The 18,582-nt window shown below is 64.5% G+C and carries 18 protein-coding genes and 1 pseudogene; 5 read left to right on the top strand and 14 right to left on the bottom strand.

The genetic code is table 11. The features are described 5' to 3' along the window. Positions 1 to 2: 2 nt before the first annotated feature. Complete coding sequence (locus LWC34_RS06690) at positions 3 to 533, bottom strand: hypothetical protein (protein ID WP_233723708.1); 531 nt, start codon at positions 531 to 533, stop codon at positions 3 to 5. A gap of 55 nt (positions 534 to 588) precedes the next feature. After that, a complete protein-coding gene (locus LWC34_RS06685) occupies positions 589 to 6,549 on the bottom strand; it encodes a ThuA domain-containing protein (protein ID WP_233723706.1) in 5,961 nt (1,986 codons plus the stop codon). A 424-nt stretch (positions 6,550 to 6,973) separates the two neighbouring features. Here LWC34_RS06685 and LWC34_RS06680 point away from each other — a divergent pair, with 424 nt between their 5' ends. Next, on the top strand, positions 6,974 to 8,155 hold the full coding sequence (locus LWC34_RS06680; protein ID WP_233723698.1) for a TerC family protein: 1,182 nt from the start codon (positions 6,974 to 6,976) through the stop codon (positions 8,153 to 8,155). 93 nt (positions 8,156 to 8,248) lie between these two features. Here the strand turns inward: LWC34_RS06680 and LWC34_RS59390 are convergent. The 4 genes and pseudogenes from LWC34_RS59390 to LWC34_RS06665 form a co-directional block, all read right to left on the bottom strand. After that, positions 8,249 to 8,326: pseudogene (locus LWC34_RS59390) on the bottom strand (adenosylcobinamide amidohydrolase); the annotation flags it as partial. After that, the gene (locus LWC34_RS59385) at positions 8,323 to 8,619 is read right to left on the bottom strand and encodes an adenosylcobinamide amidohydrolase (protein ID WP_233723697.1); all 297 of its coding nucleotides are present in this window, start codon (positions 8,617 to 8,619) and stop codon (positions 8,323 to 8,325) included. The pseudogene LWC34_RS59390 and the gene LWC34_RS59385, both read right to left, overlap by 4 nt. 7 nt (positions 8,620 to 8,626) lie before the next feature. Further along, entirely contained in the window at positions 8,627 to 9,013 is a 387-nt protein-coding gene (locus LWC34_RS06670) for a GntR family transcriptional regulator (protein ID WP_233723696.1), read from the bottom strand. Between the two features lie 23 nt (positions 9,014 to 9,036). Continuing rightward, positions 9,037 to 9,489: a hypothetical protein gene (locus LWC34_RS06665; RefSeq protein WP_233723695.1), complete on the bottom strand. Its 453-nt coding sequence runs from the start codon at positions 9,487 to 9,489 to the stop codon at positions 9,037 to 9,039. 3 nt (positions 9,490 to 9,492) lie between these two features. On the opposite strand from LWC34_RS06665, the gene LWC34_RS06660 reads away from it, so the two are divergent. From LWC34_RS06660 to LWC34_RS06650, 3 genes are read left to right on the top strand one after another with little or no spacing between them, the layout of a single operon-like run. Then, complete coding sequence (locus LWC34_RS06660) at positions 9,493 to 9,735, top strand: hypothetical protein (RefSeq protein WP_233723694.1); 243 nt, start codon at positions 9,493 to 9,495, stop codon at positions 9,733 to 9,735. 13 nt (positions 9,736 to 9,748) lie between these two features. After that, positions 9,749 to 9,955 (top strand): hypothetical protein, encoded by a 207-nt coding sequence (locus tag LWC34_RS06655; protein ID WP_233723693.1) that lies wholly within the window; start codon positions 9,749 to 9,751, stop codon positions 9,953 to 9,955. 32 nt (positions 9,956 to 9,987) lie between these two features. Then, the gene (locus LWC34_RS06650; RefSeq protein ID WP_233723692.1) at positions 9,988 to 11,544 is read left to right on the top strand and encodes an alkaline phosphatase D family protein; all 1,557 of its coding nucleotides are present in this window, start codon (positions 9,988 to 9,990) and stop codon (positions 11,542 to 11,544) included. On the opposite strand, the gene LWC34_RS06645 is transcribed toward LWC34_RS06650, so the two are convergent. The 8 genes from LWC34_RS06645 to LWC34_RS06610 form a co-directional block, all read right to left on the bottom strand. Beyond that, the gene (locus LWC34_RS06645) at positions 11,534 to 11,899 is read right to left on the bottom strand and encodes a gamma-glutamylcyclotransferase family protein (protein ID WP_233723691.1); all 366 of its coding nucleotides are present in this window, start codon (positions 11,897 to 11,899) and stop codon (positions 11,534 to 11,536) included. The two genes, LWC34_RS06650 and LWC34_RS06645, sit on opposite strands and share 11 nt — an antisense overlap. A 171-nt stretch (positions 11,900 to 12,070) precedes the next feature. Further along, positions 12,071 to 12,247 carry a nucleoside/nucleotide kinase family protein gene (locus LWC34_RS06640; RefSeq protein WP_233723690.1) on the bottom strand — a complete coding sequence of 59 codons (177 nt, stop codon included), beginning with the start codon at positions 12,245 to 12,247 and terminating at the stop codon, positions 12,071 to 12,073. A 566-nt stretch (positions 12,248 to 12,813) separates the two neighbouring features. Continuing rightward, on the bottom strand, positions 12,814 to 13,308 hold the full coding sequence (tsaA, locus tag LWC34_RS06635; RefSeq protein ID WP_233723689.1) for a tRNA (N6-threonylcarbamoyladenosine(37)-N6)-methyltransferase TrmO: 495 nt from the start codon (positions 13,306 to 13,308) through the stop codon (positions 12,814 to 12,816). Beyond that, positions 13,293 to 13,493, bottom strand: a complete 201-nt coding sequence (locus tag LWC34_RS06630; RefSeq protein WP_233723688.1) for a hypothetical protein — start codon at positions 13,491 to 13,493, stop codon at positions 13,293 to 13,295. The genes tsaA and LWC34_RS06630 overlap by 16 nt, the downstream gene beginning before the upstream one ends. Positions 13,494 to 13,549: 56 nt before the next feature. Beyond that, positions 13,550 to 14,779, bottom strand: coding sequence for a glycosyltransferase 87 family protein (locus LWC34_RS06625; protein WP_233723687.1), 1,230 nt, complete (start codon positions 14,777 to 14,779; stop codon positions 13,550 to 13,552). A gap of 26 nt (positions 14,780 to 14,805) precedes the next feature. Continuing rightward, on the bottom strand, positions 14,806 to 15,285 hold the full coding sequence (locus LWC34_RS06620; protein ID WP_233723686.1) for a GtrA family protein: 480 nt from the start codon (positions 15,283 to 15,285) through the stop codon (positions 14,806 to 14,808). 313 nt (positions 15,286 to 15,598) lie between these two features. Next, positions 15,599 to 16,252 (bottom strand): response regulator transcription factor, encoded by a 654-nt coding sequence (locus LWC34_RS06615; protein ID WP_233723685.1) that lies wholly within the window; start codon positions 16,250 to 16,252, stop codon positions 15,599 to 15,601. Then, positions 16,228 to 17,520 (bottom strand): sensor histidine kinase, encoded by a 1,293-nt coding sequence (locus LWC34_RS06610; RefSeq protein WP_233723684.1) that lies wholly within the window; start codon positions 17,518 to 17,520, stop codon positions 16,228 to 16,230. The genes LWC34_RS06615 and LWC34_RS06610 overlap by 25 nt, the downstream gene beginning before the upstream one ends. A 493-nt stretch (positions 17,521 to 18,013) precedes the next feature. Between LWC34_RS06610 and LWC34_RS06605 the strand changes: the two genes are divergently transcribed. After that, positions 18,014 to 18,577 (top strand): NUDIX hydrolase, encoded by a 564-nt coding sequence (locus tag LWC34_RS06605; RefSeq protein WP_233723683.1) that lies wholly within the window; start codon positions 18,014 to 18,016, stop codon positions 18,575 to 18,577. Positions 18,578 to 18,582: the final 5 nt, after the last annotated feature.

Genomic DNA, 18,582 nt, shown 5'->3' with positions numbered 1-18,582 from the left:
GCTCAGTAGCGCTGGAGTTTGCCCTTCGCTGGGCCTGCCAGGTTGACTCGGCGGGCTCGGCGTCGGCCGAGGATGGTGACCGCGCCCAAGATCAAAACTGCGCCGACTGCGACAAGAACGATCACGATCGTCGAGGTTGGACTGTCGGTCGCGACGGGCTTCGGGGTTGGTAGGAGAGTCGACGTGATAGCGACGGTTTTCTGGGCCTGGGACGGCCGCGTGGCGGTCACCGTCACCGTCCAGTTTCCGATCGGGAGCGGTTCTTCACTCCGGTAGAAAGCCTGGCCTTCGGACGAAGCGATCATGCGGACCGGCCCCGCGGTCCGACCATCGGGAGTGACAGCGGTGTAGCTCAGGACAACCTGGTCGGTCACCATGTGGCCGTCGTTCTGGTAGGTCACAGTGGCGTTGACGCCTTGGCCGCCGTCGCCCTGTACCTCGAGCTTGATTGGTCCGCCGTGGGCGTGCGCGGGACCCGCGGTCAGCAAGGCTGTCACCACGAGAGCCACAAGCAGCGAGATCGCGCGGGTCATGCGCTGTCCTTACGGGAAGGGGTGGGACGCTCCGGGGAGCGTCCCACCCGGCTGGTTACTGGGGGATTCGCGCGATCAGTGCGTCGGTGTCCCTGGTGAGGACTTGGCGGACTTCGACGGCTGGGACCGTGGCGACTACCTTGCGGAACTCCTTGAGTTCCTTCACGGTCTTCGTGTCGTTGCCTGCCGCTTCGGCCTTGCGCACCTTGGTCAACTGCGCGTGCAGTTTGTTCGCGGTGGCTTGGGACAGCCAGCTCACCGCTCGGAATCGGTCGATCAGGTTGCCGATGTCCCGTGTCGATGTGGTGACACCGAACGACACTGTCTGCACGGTCTGGTTTCCGGCCTTGTCCACTGCTGTCACCGACAGGGTGTGGATGTTGAGGCCCAGTTCGTACAGTGCCTGCAGTGAACCGGATGTGTATTGTCTTCCGTCCAGTGCTCCGGTTACCGATTTGATTCCTGAGGTGGGATCGACCGCTTGCCAGCTGATCCGCAGATCTTGGCTGTCGCCGTAGATCTGGCCGTCGGCCACCCCTGAGATGAGGACCGTCGGCTTTGTGCCGTCGATCTTCACGGTTGCGGCTTTTTGCTGTTCGACGTTGCCTGCGCGGTCAGTGGATCGGTATGCGACCGTGTGGGTGCCGTCGCCGGTGACGTTCACCGGCTCTGTGTAAGGCTGCCACGGCCCTCCGTCCAATGAGTACTGCGTCGAGACGACTCCGGATGTCGGGTCCACTGCGGACAGTGTCACCGGGATGGCACCAGCGTGCCATCCGTCGTCGTTCGGCGCGGCGAACTCGGCCGTGGTCAGCGGCGCGGCCGCATCTTTGTTCACGGGCAACGATGCCGAGAACGTGTTGCCTGCGGCGTCCGTGACACGGTAGGCAACGGTGTGGCTGCCGTCCGCCGAGACGCTGACCGGGTCGATGTACGGCGTCCACGGTCCATTGTCGACGCTGAACTCGGTGGTGGAAACCCCGGAAGTAGCGTCAGCGCCTGTTACGGCAACCGAGACACTGCCGGTGAACCAGCCGTTCTGGCCATCCGGGGCCGCCGGAGTGGTCACCGCGGTCACGGTCGGCGCCGTCGCGTCCACCTTGACCGTCACGGTCTTGGCAGTCTCGACATTGCCCGCCTTGTCCGCGGAACGGTAGCTCACCTGATGGGTTCCATCGGAGCCAACGACAAATGGCGCCGTGTACGGAGTCCACAAGCCACCGTCCACACTATATTCAGTGCGGTCTACACCGCTGCCCGAGTCGGTAGCGGCCAAGGTGACCGTCACCGGGCTCTTGGACCAGTCTGCGGCAGGATCGGTGACCGCGGTTGTCACCGGGGCCTCCGAGTCTGCTGGCTGGCCCCACGAGGCACGGAAGTAGTCGAACTTGACCGTCTTCGGCGCCGTTTGGTTGGTTCCCAGTGCGAACAACCCGACCTTGCCGGAGACCACGGCGGCGTTGTTCACCGTCTGCCCCAACTCGGTCCATGTTGTCCCGTCCGCGGAGTAAGACCCGCGATACGTGTTGCCCTGCTTGGCCAAACGCAGGAACCAGACACCTTGGGTGAGGTTACCTGCCGACGGCTGTGGGTCCTGAACAGCGTCCCCGACTTCACTGCGCAACTCGATCCGACGAGTGACCGGTGAACCGGCCGCGTTGTCGGCAACGTAGTCGAGCTTGACGTAGTTGCCGTCGTCGAGATAAGCGATCAGGCCAGCCTGTTGGTACTGCTCGTTGAGCGCGCTGGCGTCCACTTTGGTCTCGACGATCCAGTCACCGCTTGGCGGTGTCTGGAGGGTGAAGTTCTTCGGTCCGGTGTTGCCCGTGCCGTAGATGTCACCCGTGCTGGTGTCGATCTCGAAGTTTCCGCCGGTCACGCGCACAGCGGCCGGGTCAGGGCGGATGACCGTGCCCCACCGGCAGGTGTCCAATGCGGACCCGTCGAACTCGTCGTTCGGGCCGGGCGCGCTCGCGGTGTCGTCCGGCACGATCTGGAACCAGTCGAACGCCGCGTCGATCACCGGACGGTTTCCAGTGCTGGCGAAGGACATCAGGCCGATGCGCGGGTTCGGAATCCCGGCGATCAGTTTGTCCGTCTGCGGCATCGGAGTCCACGACAGACCGTCCGCCGAATAGGACGCGGTCACGTACGTCCCGTCGCTGGACAGCCGGAGGTAGGCGGTGTCCGGGAACGCCGCACCGAGGTTGGCGGTGTTGGACGCGGCCACCTCGTTCGGAACGCCCTTGTCTTCCCGGATGAACTGGAAGATGCGGGCATTGGCGTCCGCGGTGCCACGGGCTTGGAACATCATCTTGGCGTAGTTGTCGTCGTCGCCGTACAGCACAAGACCTGCTTGCTGATAAGCGTCACGGGCCGCCAAGGTCACCTTTGTGGTGGCCTGCCAAGCGCCGGACGGCATCGGCTGCGCGACGATATTCGGCACCGGTGTGGAGTTGTTGGTGCCGTAGATCTCCGCCAACGCCGTCGGGATGTGCAGGCTGCCGCCGGAGACGGACATGTCCTGGTTCTCCCGAATGACTGTCCACTTGGTACGACTGAGCGGGCCGTCGAAGGAGTCCGACCGCCCGGACAGGCATGTCGTCGGTGGACTGTCCACAATGATCGGCACGCTCGCCGACCTCGCCGCGCCCTTCGCGTCCGTCACGGTGACCTTCGCGTCGTAACTACCTGGCGCTTGGTAGGTGTAGCTCGCGTTCGGCGTTGTCGGCTGCGGTGCACCCGCCACCCCGAAGTCCCACTTGTAGGTCAGCGGGTTGTCACCTTCGGGATCGGTCGCGGTTGACTGGAAGTTCACCGTCAGCGGCGATGTTCCTCGAGTCGGTGTTCCGCTCACTGTCACATTTGGACGCTGGTTCTCGGTCACGCCACGACCGACGAAGTCGACCCAGTTGACGTTGAACAGCGACGCGTTGGTGTTGTTGCCGACCGGCCGGCGGGCGATGAAGTACAGCGGCCCGCTAGGCGTTGGCGGGTTGGACAGCTCCACAGTGGAGTTGGTGTAGGTCTGCCAACCGCCTGTCGCCGGAACCGTTGCGGTACCGACAATCGGGCCGTCAAGCGCTCCGGATCGGACCTCGATGACGCCACCCGCGGCCCCTGACGCCACCCGGAACCGCAAATCGTCCACATTGGTCAGGCTGACCGGGTTGAACGACCACCAGTCGTCGGGCTCGATGAACCCGATGTTGCGGAATCCGCCTTGCGGATCGGACGCCGTCTCCACCTGCACACCGGGGTCGCCGGAACTGCTGCTGCCCGGCAAACGGCCAGTCGCGCTGAAGAACTCGGCCTGCTTGTGCTTGGGCTGCAGGATCGCCTCGGCGCGGCCGGTCAACGGCGCTGAGCCGCCCGCGCCGCCCTTGTCGGTGTAGCTGGCTTCCAGCACAGCGAACACGTTGTCGCTGTCGCTGTGCCCGGACGACAAGGTTGTCTGCACCAATTCCCCGCACCCGCTGTACTGGTCGAGCGGGTGACCGTGCGAGTCGTGCCCAAGGATGGACTGCAGGCGCACGTCGTCGCAGTTGATCGTGCCGTCCTCGGGATCGGTGATCGTGATACCGAATCGCACCTGGTCACCCCAGTCGAACACACCGCCGTTCGGCGGCAGGTTCAACGTGACCGTTGGCGCGCTGTTGCCCACGGTGATGGGCACGTTCGCGGTGGCTGTCCGGCCGTCCGCGTCGCTGACCGTGAGAGTCGCGCTGAAGTTGCCGTTCTGCGTGTAGGTCACGGTCGGGTTGGCCTCGGTGGAATCGGTCGTGCCGTTGCCATCGAAGTCCCACGCGTAGGTGATCGGTGTGCCGTCCGGGTCACGTGAACCGGCGCTGGAGAACGCGACGGCCAGTGGCGCCGGACCGGACGTACGGTCAGCCACGGCCTTCGCGATGGGCGCCCGGTTTCCCTGCACATAGTCGATCCGGTAAATGCCCGAGTCGGTGTTGTCGCCACCGAACCCAGAGCCCCATTCGACCAGGTAAAGCGCGCCATCCGGGCCGTACTTCATGTCCATCGGCTTCTTGAAGCCCATCGAGCCGAAGATCCGGCTGATGTCGGCCAGCTTGCTGCCATCCTCGGTGAGCTGGAACGAGAACAGGGTGTTCTGGTTCCACTCGCCGAAGATCGCCTTGCCGTCCCAGTACGCGGGCCACTTGCGGTCCGAGGCCAGCGCCGGGTCGTAGCGGTACGCCGGACCGGCCATCGGCGCGCCACCACCACCGAGTTCGGGGAACGCCGGGTCAGCCTGGTAGTGGTAGTAGACCGTTGCCGCAAGCGACGGCGGCAGGTTGGTCAGGCCCGTGTTGTTGGGCGAGTTGTTGACCGGGTTGGCGCAGTTGAAGGCCGCACCGGCCGTGCTCGTGGCGAAGTCGTAGTCGTTGTACGGCCTGTTGTTGCCGATGCAGTACGGCCAGCCGTAGTTGCCCGGTTGGTTGAGGATGTCCCATTCGACGGTGTTCTCCGGGCCGCGTGTCGCGCTCGGGTTGCCCGCGTCTGGACCGTAGTTGGCGACCAAAAGCTTGTGGGTCTTGGGATCCAGACCGATGCGGAACGGGTTACGCATGCCCATCGCGTAGATCTCGGCTCGCGTGTTGGCCGTACCGGGCGCGAACAGGTTGCCCTCGGGGATCGTGTACGTGCCGTCCGCCTGCGGCCGGATACGCAATACCTTGCCGCGCAAGTCGTTCGTGTTACCCGAGGTGGCTTGCGCGTCCCAGGCCGAGCGGCCAGGCCGTTCGTCGATCGGGGTGTAGCCGTCGGAGGCGAACGGGTTGGTGTTGTCGCCGTTGGCCAGCCACAGGTCGCCGGTTTGCTTGTCGAACACCATGCCGCCGCCGTGATGGCAGCATTCCGCGCGCTGCACCGGGACTTCGAGCACGGTCTTCTCGCTCGCGAAGTCCAAGGTGCTGTCGGCGTTCACGGTGATCCGTGACAACCGGTCGACGTCCTTGCCCACGGGCGAGTAGTACAGCCAGATCCAGTTGTTCGTGGCGAATCCTGGGTCCAGCGCGACGCCGAGCAGGCCACTTTCGTTGGCGGTGAACACATTCAGATGACCCGCGGTGACCACGCCACCGGTCGGGCGGATGACCTTGACGTCACCAAGCCGGTCGATGTAGAAAACGCGGCCATCCGGTGCGACGTCCAGCATCATCGGGTTGGAGGTGTTGTCGTCGAGCGTGACCTTCTCGAAGCTCTTGTCCTGCGAGGCCGCGCAATCGCTTGGCACGACGCCCGCGGCCGTCTGGATGCCACCGAGCAGCAGGTGCAGGAAGTTCGGCTCGGTGTAGCTCTCCTTGGTGTGCCCGAGGCCGGTGTACCAGGAACGGCCGCCGTCGTAGTCCTGGCACCACGTGATCGGGTGATCGGTGCCCATCGTGCCGCCGGTGTAGGTCCGCTCGTCCAATGAGGCCAGTACGTGCACGTTCGGACGCGGGTTCGTCTGGTAGTCGTACCACTCGTCGGTCCGCGACCACAGGGTCGGCAGGCCTTGCGTGGACGGATGCGCCGGGTCCTCGACCTTGACGGTCGCCTGCTGTGGCGCGGGATGCTGTTTGAAGTACCCGCCGACCAGCGAGCCGTACCAGGCCCAGCCGTATTCGGTGTCGGCCGCCGCGTGCACACCCGCGTAGCCGCCGCCCGCGCGGACATAGCGCTCGAAGGCTGCCTGCTGGGGGTCGTCTAGGACGTCACCGGTCGTGGACATGAAGATGACGACCTGGTAGCGGGCCAGATTCGCGTCGGTGAAGGCGGCAGCGTCCTCGGTCGCGTCGACCGTGAAGTTGTGCTGCTCGCCGAGCTTCTGGATCGCGGCGATGCCGTCAGGGATGGTGTCGTGCCGGAAACCGGCGGTCTTGGAGAAGACAAGCGCCCGGAACGACGGATCGTCCTCGGGCGCTGCGGTGGCGCCAGCTGTCGCCACGGATAAGCCTGTAACCACCACGGCCGCGACAGACAGCACACGTCTGCCCGCGGCTCTCAGGCTTTTGCGGATCATCAACTCTCCCAACAGGGATGCGGGGGTAACCACGTCGTCGGCCCCGAAGCCGCGGACCACTCCCTTCCCGTCCCGTCCGCACCGCAGGCTTCTATTCGTCCAGTGCCTGAACCAATTAACGACACGAGGGTGACGACGTCAAGAGCCCGGCCGGATCTTGTCCACTCGATGAACGAATCGACCCTTTGTTCATCACGTGAACTAAATAAGGACTCGTGAGTGGTTATGCGGGTTAGAACACGCATAACCACTCACGACCCAGCGGCGTCCAATGGGTACGAACCATCTGTTCGTACCGCGGAAAACGCTTACCCACGGCGACAATCCCGCGTAGTCGCTGAGGGAGGGGCTCGTCGTCGCGAGCCCAAGCCGAGGGCGTGGTGTATACAGAGGACGCCACGCTCCGCCGACCGGGAGATCGCGCATGGACGTATCGATCGTTGTCTGGTTGTTGACGATCGCCGGGATCATCGGGCTGTTGCTGTTCGACTTCTTCGTCCACGTCCGCAAGGCCCATGTGCCCACGCTGCCCGAAGCCGCCGTCTGGTCGACGATCTACGTCGGCATCGCGGTCTTGTTCGGTTTCGGGGTATTGCTGTTCGGCGGCACGACCATGGGCTACGAATACTTCGCCGGTTACGTCACCGAGAAAGCGTTGTCCATCGACAACCTGTTCGTCTTCCTGGTGATCATGGCGAGTTTCAAGGTGCCGAGGGCCGACCAGCAGAAGGTGCTGCTGTTCGGGATCGTGTTCTCACTGATCGCGAGGACCGGCTTCATCGCACTGGGCGCCACCCTGATCAACCTGTTCTCGTGGGTCTTCTACCTGTTCGGGATCATCCTGCTGATCACGGCGGGCAACCTGATCAAACCAAGCAGCAGCGAAGACCGCAGCGCCGAGAACTTCCTGGTGCGCCTGGCCAGGCGGCTGTTCCACACCTCTGAGAAATACGACGGCGACAAGATGTTCATCGTCGAGAACGGCAGGCGGGTGATGACACCGATGCTGCTGGTCATGGTGGCCATCGGCGGCACGGACCTGCTCTTCGCCCTCGACTCCATCCCAGCGATCTTCGGGCTGACGCAGAACGTCTACCTCGTCTTCACCGCGACGGCGTTCTCACTGCTCGGCTTGCGGCAGCTGTACTTCCTCATCGACGGACTGCTCGACCGGCTGGTCTACCTGGCGTACGGCCTTGCGGCGATCCTGGCGTTCATCGGCGTCAAACTCGTCCTGCACGCGTTGCACGAGAACAACGTGCCGTTCATCAACCGCGGCGAACCGGTGAGCGTCGTCGAGATCAGCACAGGGCTTTCGCTGGCCGTCATTTTCGGGGTTCTGCTCATCACGGTTATCGCGTCGCTGACCAGCACGTGGGGTCGCGCTCAGAACGTGATCGCGCAGGCTCGGCGGCACGCCGTGCAGTACTGCGAGGTCGAGAATGATCCCGGGCTGCGGGCTGAGATCTTCGCGAAGTTGCGAGCCGAGGAAGAGCAGCTGAAGAAGCTGCCGGAGAAATACCGGGCGCGTATCCGTGAAGAGGAGAAACTGATGGCTCTGCTCAAGCGGGCACACGCGGCTCAGGCTCGCGTCCAGCGCCCCTAAAAGTAGTCTCATAAACGGCATTTGCCAGCCGCAGCCCCACTGTGACCGCGGGCCACCGTAAAGCTCACCACCGCCGTCCGGGCAGCACACCACAACGGCGTCGCTAGGCGTGCCGGTCCCTGGCACGCCAGCGTCGAACAACGCCTGAGTCTTGGCTTCGGTTGCGGTCACGACCGCGTTGACCAAAGCAGCATCACCAAGGCCCACCGGCAACCGACGGCAGCGAGCAGACCGCAACCCGGTCCGCCGAGACCCCATTCGCTGGCGAGCTCAACCACATGCCCGACGGGATCGCGATGGTATTCGTGATCCACCTCGACGTTGACGATCCACTCGCACGCACCGATACCGCCGCCGACCACGGCCTTCGACACCGCCCGCACGCCATCGGGCACCGTCCACAGCAAAGCAGGACGCCCGTTGACTTCTTGGGCAACGATGGCCGGCGACAGAATCGAGAACACTGTTGCCCTAAGTAGACGGGTAGTGCGTTTCCCGCACGTCCGTGTAGATCGCGTCGACCTCTTCGACCACAAGACCGTCGGTCACCGCCTGGCCCATCCAGCGTTCCAGATCCTGCCGCAGGGGCGCGCCGAGCTTGGCCGCGTCGGTGACCAGCGACACCGTCACGAACGTGCCCGTGCCCCTGCGGCCTTCGACGAGTCCTTCGTGTTCGAGTTCGCGGTAGGCCTTCTGCACGGTGTTGGGGTTCACCGCGGTGGCCTCAACCACCTCCCTTGCCGTCGGCAGCTGGTCGCCAGGCCCCAGCATGCCCATCCGCATGGCCTGTTTGACCTGCTGGGCGATCTGGAGGTACGGAGCAACCCCGGAGTGCCGATCGATGCGAAACTCGATCACGTGGTTCAGCATAGGTGCCCTGCTCACACCTGCCTGCGAACCGCCCACACCGTGCCGAGTACCAACAGCACCGCGAGCCCAAGGAAGATCGCGCCTTCGAGCAGATGCATCGATGTCGCCGCCTCGCCGGGAATGTAGTCAGCGAAGGACTTCGCCAACCCGTGATCGCGGTAGCACGTCGGCAGGTCCCCGACTACGACGTCGTTACCGCGTGCGCCGCACTCGGCGATCCGCGAGCCGCTGTTGGGTACCACGTTGCCTGCCGCGTCGAGGTGGCCGCTGTCCAGCACCAGCCCACCGCGCTTGCCCTCGAGCGCCGACTGGGACGGGTCGTCGGAGACGACGCGCTCCGGCGCGATCATCAAGTCACGCAGCCCGGAAAGCACGTACCGGACCACACCGAAGACCTGGATCTCGCTGGGTATTGGATGGTCCGGTACGGCCGCGGGGCCGACGCCCTGTATTACTGGTCGCATTCCGTGGCGAACGCCGAATCGATCGGCGAAGGGGCAGGCGCGAACTCCTATATCTTCCTCGCCACGGTGGCGCGCGTGATCGGCCAGCAGGCCGCGGCGAAGACCTTCAAGGCCCGGTCCGACCAACGCGACGGTCCCCCAACAGTCCTCGACAACCAAGCCACCGCTTGGGTCGAGATAGCCTTCCGCACGCCGACGAAAGCAATGACCACTGTGGTCAAGACCCTGGCACGGCAGATTCCCTGAGCTGTCCCGGCTGGTGGCCGATCTCGCCGCACTGGACTACGAGATCGTCGAGGTGGACGCGGCTTCCTGCGATGATGACGGCGACCTGCGCGATGCCGTGATCGCCGCGTTCGACGACTGGCCGGGCGACCACGGGCGCCGCAATTGGTCGGCTTTCAGCGATATGCCACCGGAGTATCGGCGTGCTGCCCGGAACGGAGGTCTCCACGCGCCCGGCTGAGCATCATCACTGATGCTGGTTGAATTCATGGCGTGACCGCTCTTGTGCTTGGTCCCGTGCTGCGGCACGTGGACGCCTCGTCAGCGACGATCTGGGTACAGACCGACGGCCCGTGCATGGTCACGATCGCGGGGTGCTCGGCCAAGACGTTCCAGGTCAGCGGTCATCACTACGCGCTCATCGTAGTCACCGGGTTCACGCCTGGCGCGCCGTACGAAGTTTCCATAGACGGCACACAGGTCTGGCCCGAACCCGGTCTGCCAGCGAGCCGGATCCCAGCGATCTCTGACGACTTCACGATGATCTTCGGGTCGTGCCGGATGCCGGACAGCGACGACCCGGAGGAGCAGCGCAGGCTCGGCACGGACGCACTGGCCGCCTACGCACAACGAATGTCCAAACAGGACCCAGCCGAGTGGCCGGACTCCTTGGTACTGCTCGGTGATCAGCTCTACGCCGACGAGACAAGCAAGGCCACCAGGCAGTGGATCATCGACCGGCGCGGCGACAGCGAGCCGGAAGGCGTCGCGGACTTCGAGGAATACGTGCACCTCTACCGCGAGGCGTGGTCGACGCCGGTGGTGCGCTGGCTGATGTCGACCGTGCCGACGTCGATGATCTTCGACGACCACGACGTGATCGACGACTGGAACACCTCGGCGGCCTGGCGGGCGCAGATGGCCGGGACAGACTGGTGGGCCGAGCGGGAAATCAGCGCTATCGCGTCGTACTGGGTGTATCAGCACCTGGGCAACCTGCACCCGGACGAGCTGGCGACCGACACGACGTACGCGCAGGTCCGCGCCGCCGAAGACGCCACCGAGGTGCTACGGGAGTTCGCTCGCGCCGCCATTGAGGAGTCGGACGGCCGCAAGACAACCCGGTGGAGCTTCCGGCGGGACTTCGGGCGCGTCCGGCTGCTGATGATCGACACCCGAGCAGGCCGGATTCTGTCTGGCGGAAGGCGTTCGCTGGTCAGCGACGACGAGTTCGACTGGATCGAAGCCAACGCCGAAGGTTCGTACGACCACCTCCTGATCGGCTCGTCGCTGCCTTGGCTGATGCCGCACGCGATCAGCGCCATGCAAGCGGCCAACGAAGCCACCAGCGCGAAACCAGGGCTGTCAGGCCGAATCGCCGAGAAGATCCGGCAGGCAGGCGACCTTGAACACTGGCCAGCGTTCAAATCCTCGTTCGATCGCCTGACGCGGCTAGTACAGCGCTCAGCCTCGGGCTCAGCGGCGACCGTGTGCGTGCTGTCGGGCGATGTGCACCATCTCTACGCGGCCGAGGCGCGCTTCGACGCACCGGTCAACGCCAAGGTGTACCAACTCGTCTGCTCTCCCATGCATAACAGTGTTCCCCGCTTCTTCCACCCGCTGTTCCGGCTCGGTTGGTCGCGCGGTTTGGCTGTACTGCTGGGAAAGCGTTCCCTGCGACCGCACGTGAAATGGAACAAGATCGCCGGGCCGTACATGACCAACGCACTGGCCACCCTCCGGATCAGCGGGCGGAAAGCCGTGGTGGAACTGGAAAAAGCCGGTGCCGACGGGCTGACTTCGTTGACCACCATCCAACTCAGCGACTGAGGTAAACCCAGGCTTCGGTGCCAGAACTCAGTCGCACGAGGACCCTTCGGTAATCGTCGACCTCATAGTCGTCGGCAGCAGCCAACTCGGTCGTGGTGATGGTGAAGACCGTGCCCGCAACGCTGTCTTCATCGTCACCGGTCGGCCGGACGATCGTGTGACGGTTGGACCCACTGGCAGCAATGACATCGGGATCGGTGATCGTGACCCAATGCGTGCGGTGACCGGGCAACGTGTCGGGCACGCCGTCAAGAAGCCTGCCAAAGCTGGATTTCTGCACATCCGGCTGCTGAAGAGTGCCATAGGACAACAGGCGCGCTGTGTCCGTTGTCGTGCCGCCGATTCGTTTGAGCACTGGGTCATCGACGTTGTCGTTGCCGAGAACGATGCCCGCCCGCGCGGCCGGATCGACTTCGTCAAGATACAGCCGGGATGCCGCGTGATATCTGTTGTCGAACGCGCTCTGCGCCTCGGACAGACCGCCGAACAGGTGGGTGTCCCGTTCGGCGCCGCGGTTCCTTGCGATCTAGAAGTCGGTGTCGACGAACACGACGTCGTCCCAGAGGCCTGCGAGTTCGCCGCGTTGGAGGAAGCTGCCGTCGACGATCAAAATCGCGTCCGGTGGTGCCTGTACCGGTGGCTCGTCGATCTGCTGATCGCTGGCGAGGTCGATGACGCGATTGCGGATAGCGACCATCGCCACCGGGTCCCAGCGGGGTGAGGACCAGCCGCGCGAACGAGGCGAAGTCGTAGGCGTCCTGGTAGTAGCCGATCGCGGAGTCGCGGCCCTGGCGGTGGCGGTGTGCCCACGGGTGGTGAAACCCGTCCATCGACAGGTGGATCGACGGGCGTCCACGAGACTGAACCGCTGTGGCGAGTTCACCGGCGAGTGTGGTCTTGCCCGCGGCCGTGACACCGTCGACCGCCACTCGCAGCGGATGATCCGTTCGGCTGGCGACAAGGTGATCGGCGATCCGCCCGATGACTTTCGCACGCTGGTTCACGAGTGGTTGCGATCGGAAGTTCGTTGGGGGTATTCGGCGGATCCAGGTTTTCGCTGAGTGTGCCGGGCGAAGGGGCCGGTACCGGTGTTGTACCGGCCCCTTTGGTCGGTGCTGCCCAGAGGAAAATCTGGCTAGCGGGAAGCTGGGCCGTCGAGACCCCCGACAGACTTCCGATCGTGACCACTAGGCAAACGCTACTTCCTGTCAGACCGCGGAGACGTTCGGCCTCGGCCAGAAGCGCGTCGGCCGCGTCCGGCGAGTTCCTTCATCGGCCGAGTTCGCCAGGTGTGACGCCCTGGTTGAGTTCGACTTCTTCGATCCACCCGGATCGCGACGGTCCCTGTGGCTGGTCGAACGCGGGCACATAGGGTTTGACGTCGATGATCGGCGTCCCGTCCACCATGTCGACACCGGCGAACCGCAGTACACGGCCACGCACCTCGATCACCCGGACAAGGCTCAGTCCGATCGGATTGATCCGCTTTGGACTCCTGGTGGCGAACATGCCGATCAGCCGGGGCTTCGGCCGCAACAGAAACGGCACCTGAGCCATCGGCGGCCGCGCTTCGTCGCCCAACCCCAGCCACGACAACAGCCACACGTGGTCGAATCCGTCCACATCGGCCAGACCCGCGGCGAACTCCTCAGCCACTTCGAGCTCACCGTGCTCGACCCTGTTCAACGCGGCCTGCACAGGCGTGTCCGCGGGATCTGTCGGGCCGGTACGCACCACGCCGATCACCGTCAACGGACAGCGCACGCGATCACCTCCCGCACTATCGGACCATTCACCTCACAGGAACGCAAGCAGACGACAATCGGCACGTTGTCCCCGTATATGCGGAAGAACTCAGCACCCCACTGGCTGCCGAAATGCCCGAATCCGCTGTCCTTGACGCCGCCGACCGGTGCTTGCGGCTCGTCGGCCACCGAGCACGGTCGCATACATGATGGCAACTTCGACAGCGAGTAGATAGGTTGCCGCACATTGCCTTGCGGACCTAGGCCGTAAGGGTGGCCTGCACGGCACTTCGGTTGTGGCGGAGTGGTAGGTACACCGCGACGAAGACGCCGAGCGTCAGCCACAGGTACGCGTTCTGGTAGAAGAACCCGAGATGCGCCCAGTCCGGCACGGCCAGCAGCGTCGGCACCTGATAGTCGATGAGCCCGAGCACGCCGCCAAGCGTGACGGCCAGCGTCCCGCCAAGGGCCCACCGCTCAACCACCGCACCGGGCCGCAGCGAAAGGTGCAACAGGTAAACCACCAGAAGCCCAAGCCACACCCAGTGATGCGGCCAGCTGAACGGCGACACGAACGTGGAAACCAACCCGCACAACACAATCGCGGGCAACTCATAACCAGCGAAGCTCAGCCGACGAGCGAGAAGCAGACCAATCACCGCGATCACGGCGCCGAGAACCACCCAGAGCACACGTTGCTCAACGCTGACACCGACAAGCCGCGCGATCATCCCGCTCAGCGTCTGGTTCGGCCCCATGTCCGCGGGACCGATCCGGGTCGGATCCATCACCGCGCTTGTCCAGAAAATCACCGAATCCCTGGGCATCACAGCGAAACCCAGCAGGGCCGTCGCGACGAAAGTGCCACCGGCCACCGCGGCCGCTCGCCACCGCCGGGTCACCAGCAAGTAGAGCACGAAGAAAGCCGGGATGAGCTTGATCCCAGCCGCGATCCCGATCAGCACGCCCTTGTACCGCACCCGATCGGGCAAAGCCAGATCAACCAGCACGAGCGCGAGCAACACCAGGTTGATCTGCCCGAAGATGACCGTCTGCCGAATGGGCTCGCAGTACAGCAACGCGCATCCGGCGAACACCGAAAACCACACCAGCCGGTAGTCACGCCGGTACCCGAGCATGCTCAGAGCCAGCCAGATCACGCCGACCAGCACGGCCCCGTTGACCAACGAGCCGACGATGGTGAACAGCACCCCGTCAAGGACCGCCAGCGGGGTGAACAGGATCGCCGCGAAAGGCGGGTACAAGTACTCGTAGATTCCCTTGACGTTCCCGATCAGTGGGGTGTCGTAGAGCGGGATTCCCTGCAGCACCCGCAGGCCCGCGGTTCGGTACGCCACCAGGTCGTACTGGTGCGCCCTGGTGACCGGACTCTGGATCACCAAAGCGACATAGGTCACGAATGAGATCACGCCAAGCCACGCCACGATCTTGAACACCCGAGCGGGAATCACGGCGTCAGTGGTGGTCATGGCAATGGCAGGCTACACAGCCTCGATCAGCCAACGGGCTCCGGCTCACGCGTCCGGACTTCGGGGAACACGAACCGGCGGAACGCCCAGAACCGGAATCCGGTCGCGAGCAGCACGCCGATCACCTGTCCGGTGATGAAATTGGCCACGGCCTGCGTGACCGGGCTGACGAACGGAACCCTCAGCTGCAGCACGTAGAGCGAAACGGCCTGCGGCAGCACGGTCACGAGCACGCCGATCCCGCTGCAGACCAGGTACAGCGTGGCTTCCCAGTGCCACTGCCGTCCGCCTCGTGATCTGAAGGACCATTCGCGGTTGAGCGCGTACGAGGCCACAGTGGCCACGACCACGCCGATAACCCTGGCGGTCAACGGCTTTTCGCCGAGGACCGTCAGCTTGAGGGTGTAGACAACGCCGGTGTCGACGACCCAGCAGATCGCGCCGACCATGATGAACTTCAGCAGCTCGGCTCGTTTGTCGAGCCAAGCCAGTAAGGCTTGCCGCATCAGCACCTACGTGGATTCGGGACGGCGCCGTCACCCCAGAGCCGTCACACGGGCGGGCCGGAAGGCGACCCGGAGACCATCTTTGCTGATCTCCGCCGCCGGAACCACGTTCTTACCCCCCTAAAGAAATACCGTGGCAGCACCCGTTCGGCGGCATACCCAGTACTACTCGAAGTCTCCACCGCGCACTACCGACGGCACGCCGTCGCTCTGGTTGTCTTGCTGGCAGAGGCCGCCCCCGCAGAGGCTTCGAGTGGCTCGGCCCGCGCACCTGCTCCCCCAACAGGTCCGCGCGGGCCTCCCCACAAACGTCTCAACCACGCAGGTGGCTGAGCACCGCGAGCACCCGCCGATGCCCGTTCGCCTCGCTCAGGTCGAGCTTGGTGAAGATCGCCCCGATGTTCTTGGCCACGGCCGCCTGGCTGACACACAGGTCAGCGGCGATGGCCGCGTTCGTCTTGCCCTCGGCCATCAGCCCGAGCACCTCCCGTTCGCGCGGGGTGAGCCGGTCGAGCGGGCTGCTCTGCTGCTGGCGTTTGAGCAGCTGACGCACGATGTCCGGGTCGACGACCGTGCTCCCGGCCGCGATCCGTTCCACCGCCTCGACGAGTTCGGTCACCGCGCCCACCCGGTCCTTGAGCAGGTAGCCGAGGCCGCCACCGAGTTCGAGCAACTCGAACGCGTACGCCGTGGCCACGTACTGGGTGAGCACGAGAATCCCCAGCTCCGGGTGCGTCGCACGCAACGCGACCGCCGCCCGCATCCCCTCGTCGGTGAAGCCAGGCGGCATCCGCATGTCGGTGACCACGACGTCCGGCTTGTGTTCGTCGACCGCCTCGATCAGCCGGTCGACATCGCTGACCGCGGCGACGACCTCGTGGCCGAAGCGGCCGAGCAGCTCAACGAGTCCTTCGCAGAGCAGCACGGAATCCTCGGCGAGGACTATGCGTAGACGGGTACGAACCACGGCAACTCCACGATCAGCTCGGTCGGTCCTTGCTGCGGGCTGCGCAGCATCAGCCTGCCGCCAACGACGGCCACGCGGTCCGCGAGCCCTTGCAGGCCCGTACCGCCTTTCGGGTCCGCGCCACCGATGCCGTCGTCGACGACGGCCAGCACCAGCTTGTTGTGCAACCGTCGCGCGGTGATCTCCACCCGCGTGGCCTTGCTGTGCTTGACCACGTTGGTAAGCCCTTCACTGACCGCGAAATACGCGACAGCCTCCACTGTGGACGCTGGCCGCTCGGTGAGGCCGATCCGCACGTGCACCGGGATCACGCACCGGTCGGCGATCTCGACCACCGCTGCCTCGATCCCGCGGTCGGTGAGGATCTGCGGATGGATGCCCCGGATCAGGTCACGCAGCTCGGCGAGCACGCCTTCGGCCTCGCGGCGGGCCTTGACGACCAGACGACGCCCGGGACCGTCGTCCAGTTCCAGCTCCGCCATGCCGAGGGTCATGGTCAGCGCCACCAGCCGTTGCTGCGCGCCGTCGTGCAGGTCGCGTTCGATCCGTTCACGTTCGGCCTCGAAAGCGTCCACCAGCCGTGTCCTCGACCTGGAAAGCTCCTGGACACGGGCGGCGAGTTCAGCGTCGGTCGGCGCGATCAGCAGCCTGGCGAACGAAGCCTGCCCGGCCGCGATCACCGTGATCGCGTATGCCGCGACGGGCAGCAGGAGCAAGCCAGTCAACGTGACCACGACACCATCGGCCACGGTTTCGACCTGCCACCCCAGCACCACCAGCGGTTCGACGCCAGGGATCAGCTGCAACGCGGGCCCCAGCAACAGCAGCACGGCGATGAGCAGCAGCAACACGCAGGCGAGGTCCAGGAACGGCAGGACGATCGTGAACGCGATGGCGTACCCGAACTCCCGCCAGGTCGCCGCCTCGCCCAACCGCACCAACAACCACGTCCCTGCACGCGGGAAAAGCAGCTGGACGTGCGGGTTGTCGGCCAGTTCCCGGTCCACCATCCGCAGCCGCCGCCGCTCGGCACCAGCCAGCGGCATCGCCAGCACGAAGCACGTCAGCAGGACCGCGACGACGACCGTGAGATACCCGGGCGCGCTGTCGACCCGGCTCAGCCAGTTGTCCATCACCGACAACATCCCGGCGGCCACGAGCACGCTGCAGGACAGATAGCCGAGGGACTTCCATGGCCACGCCGAGGTGAGGAACCAACGTGGGCCACGGGCCATCGCCTGCCAGCCGTTGCCGGGAACCTGGTCCACAGCAGCTCCCCCTCGTGAGTGGTTATGCGGGTTAGAGGGAAGCCCTATTTGGTTACCCACTCGTGACCTGTGGTTACCTCGTAGGTGGGTCTGCTGGCATGTCGTTGATCGCCCGCAGACCCGCCTCGGTCCGCACTGACAGCACCTCTTCATGTAGAGGCGTCATCTCGCGTAGGACATGCCCCAGTTGCTCGTAGACCTCTTCGGACGATGCATCAGGACGGGAGGCCGCTCGAACAGCCGCTAGCATGCGTTCGAGCCTCTCTGCTGACGTTGCCAGAGTCTTATGACCTTCCATCGAGAGCCTTCCTGTCCTCGGCAATCGCGAAGCTTCCAACGCTTATCGCGCGATACACTCCACCGCTTCCGAGAGCCTACCGCTGGGCTTCTCTGCTGCAATCACGTTCGCGGATGCCCGGGACGGACGCGAACGTGGCGGACGCCTCTTGATGTATCACGCCGCTGCGCCCGTGTCACGGTAGCGTCTACGACCGTGACGGCTGAGCAGAACAAGACAGAACTCACGCGCTGGACAATCCACGGTGAACGGGTGGTGGACGACACCCGACGGCTCCGGCTGAGTATTGCCTCCGTCGAACTTCCGGATGGCGTCCAGTTCGAACAGTACGTCCTCCGGATGCCCAAAGCGGCGATGATGGTTGTCATTGACGACCAGGACAGGGTTCTCATGATGTGGCGCCATCGGTTCATCATTGATCGGTGGGTCTGGGAACTACCGGGCGGATATGTCGATCCTAACGAAGAACCAATGGTGACCGCTGCTCGTGAAGTTGAAGAGGAAACCGGTTGGCGTCCCCGCAATGTGCGCAAACTTGTCTCATTCCAACCAATAGTCGGCTCGGCCGATGCGGAAAACTTGATGTTTGTTGCCGACGGCGCCGACTATATCGGGGATCCAGAAGACGTTAACGAAGCGGAACGTGTTGCATGGATTCCGTTGTCGTCCGTACGCGAGCGGATAGAAAAAGGTGAAATTGTCGGTTCTGCTTCGCTTGTTGGCCTGCTCCATGTACTCGCGTTTCGACACGCAGACTAAGAGCG

The sequence above is a fragment of the Kibdelosporangium philippinense genome, from assembly GCF_021390435.2.
Taxonomy (GTDB): domain Bacteria; phylum Actinomycetota; class Actinomycetes; order Mycobacteriales; family Pseudonocardiaceae; genus Kibdelosporangium; species Kibdelosporangium philippinense.
This window is presented reverse-complemented; position numbering and strand designations above follow the sequence as displayed.

Bases quoted from the DNA above. Each gene is read 5' to 3' on its own strand.
- LWC34_RS06665 (WP_233723695.1), bottom strand. From the start codon at position 9,489: ATGCGACCAGTAATACAGGGCGTCGGCCCCGCGGCCGTACCGGACCAT.
- LWC34_RS06690 (WP_233723708.1), bottom strand. From the start codon at position 533: ATGACCCGCGCGATCTCGCTGCTTGTGGCTCTCGTGGTGACAGCCTTG.
- LWC34_RS06630 (WP_233723688.1), bottom strand. From the start codon at position 13,493: ATGCGACCGTGCTCGGTGGCCGACGAGCCGCAAGCACCGGTCGGCGGC.
- LWC34_RS06680 (WP_233723698.1), top strand. From the start codon at position 6,974: ATGGACGTATCGATCGTTGTCTGGTTGTTGACGATCGCCGGGATCATC.
- LWC34_RS06620 (WP_233723686.1), bottom strand. From the start codon at position 15,285: ATGCGGCAAGCCTTACTGGCTTGGCTCGACAAACGAGCCGAGCTGCTG.
- LWC34_RS06685 (WP_233723706.1), bottom strand. From the start codon at position 6,549: ATGATCCGCAAAAGCCTGAGAGCCGCGGGCAGACGTGTGCTGTCTGTC.
- LWC34_RS06625 (WP_233723687.1), bottom strand. From the start codon at position 14,779: ATGACCACCACTGACGCCGTGATTCCCGCTCGGGTGTTCAAGATCGTG.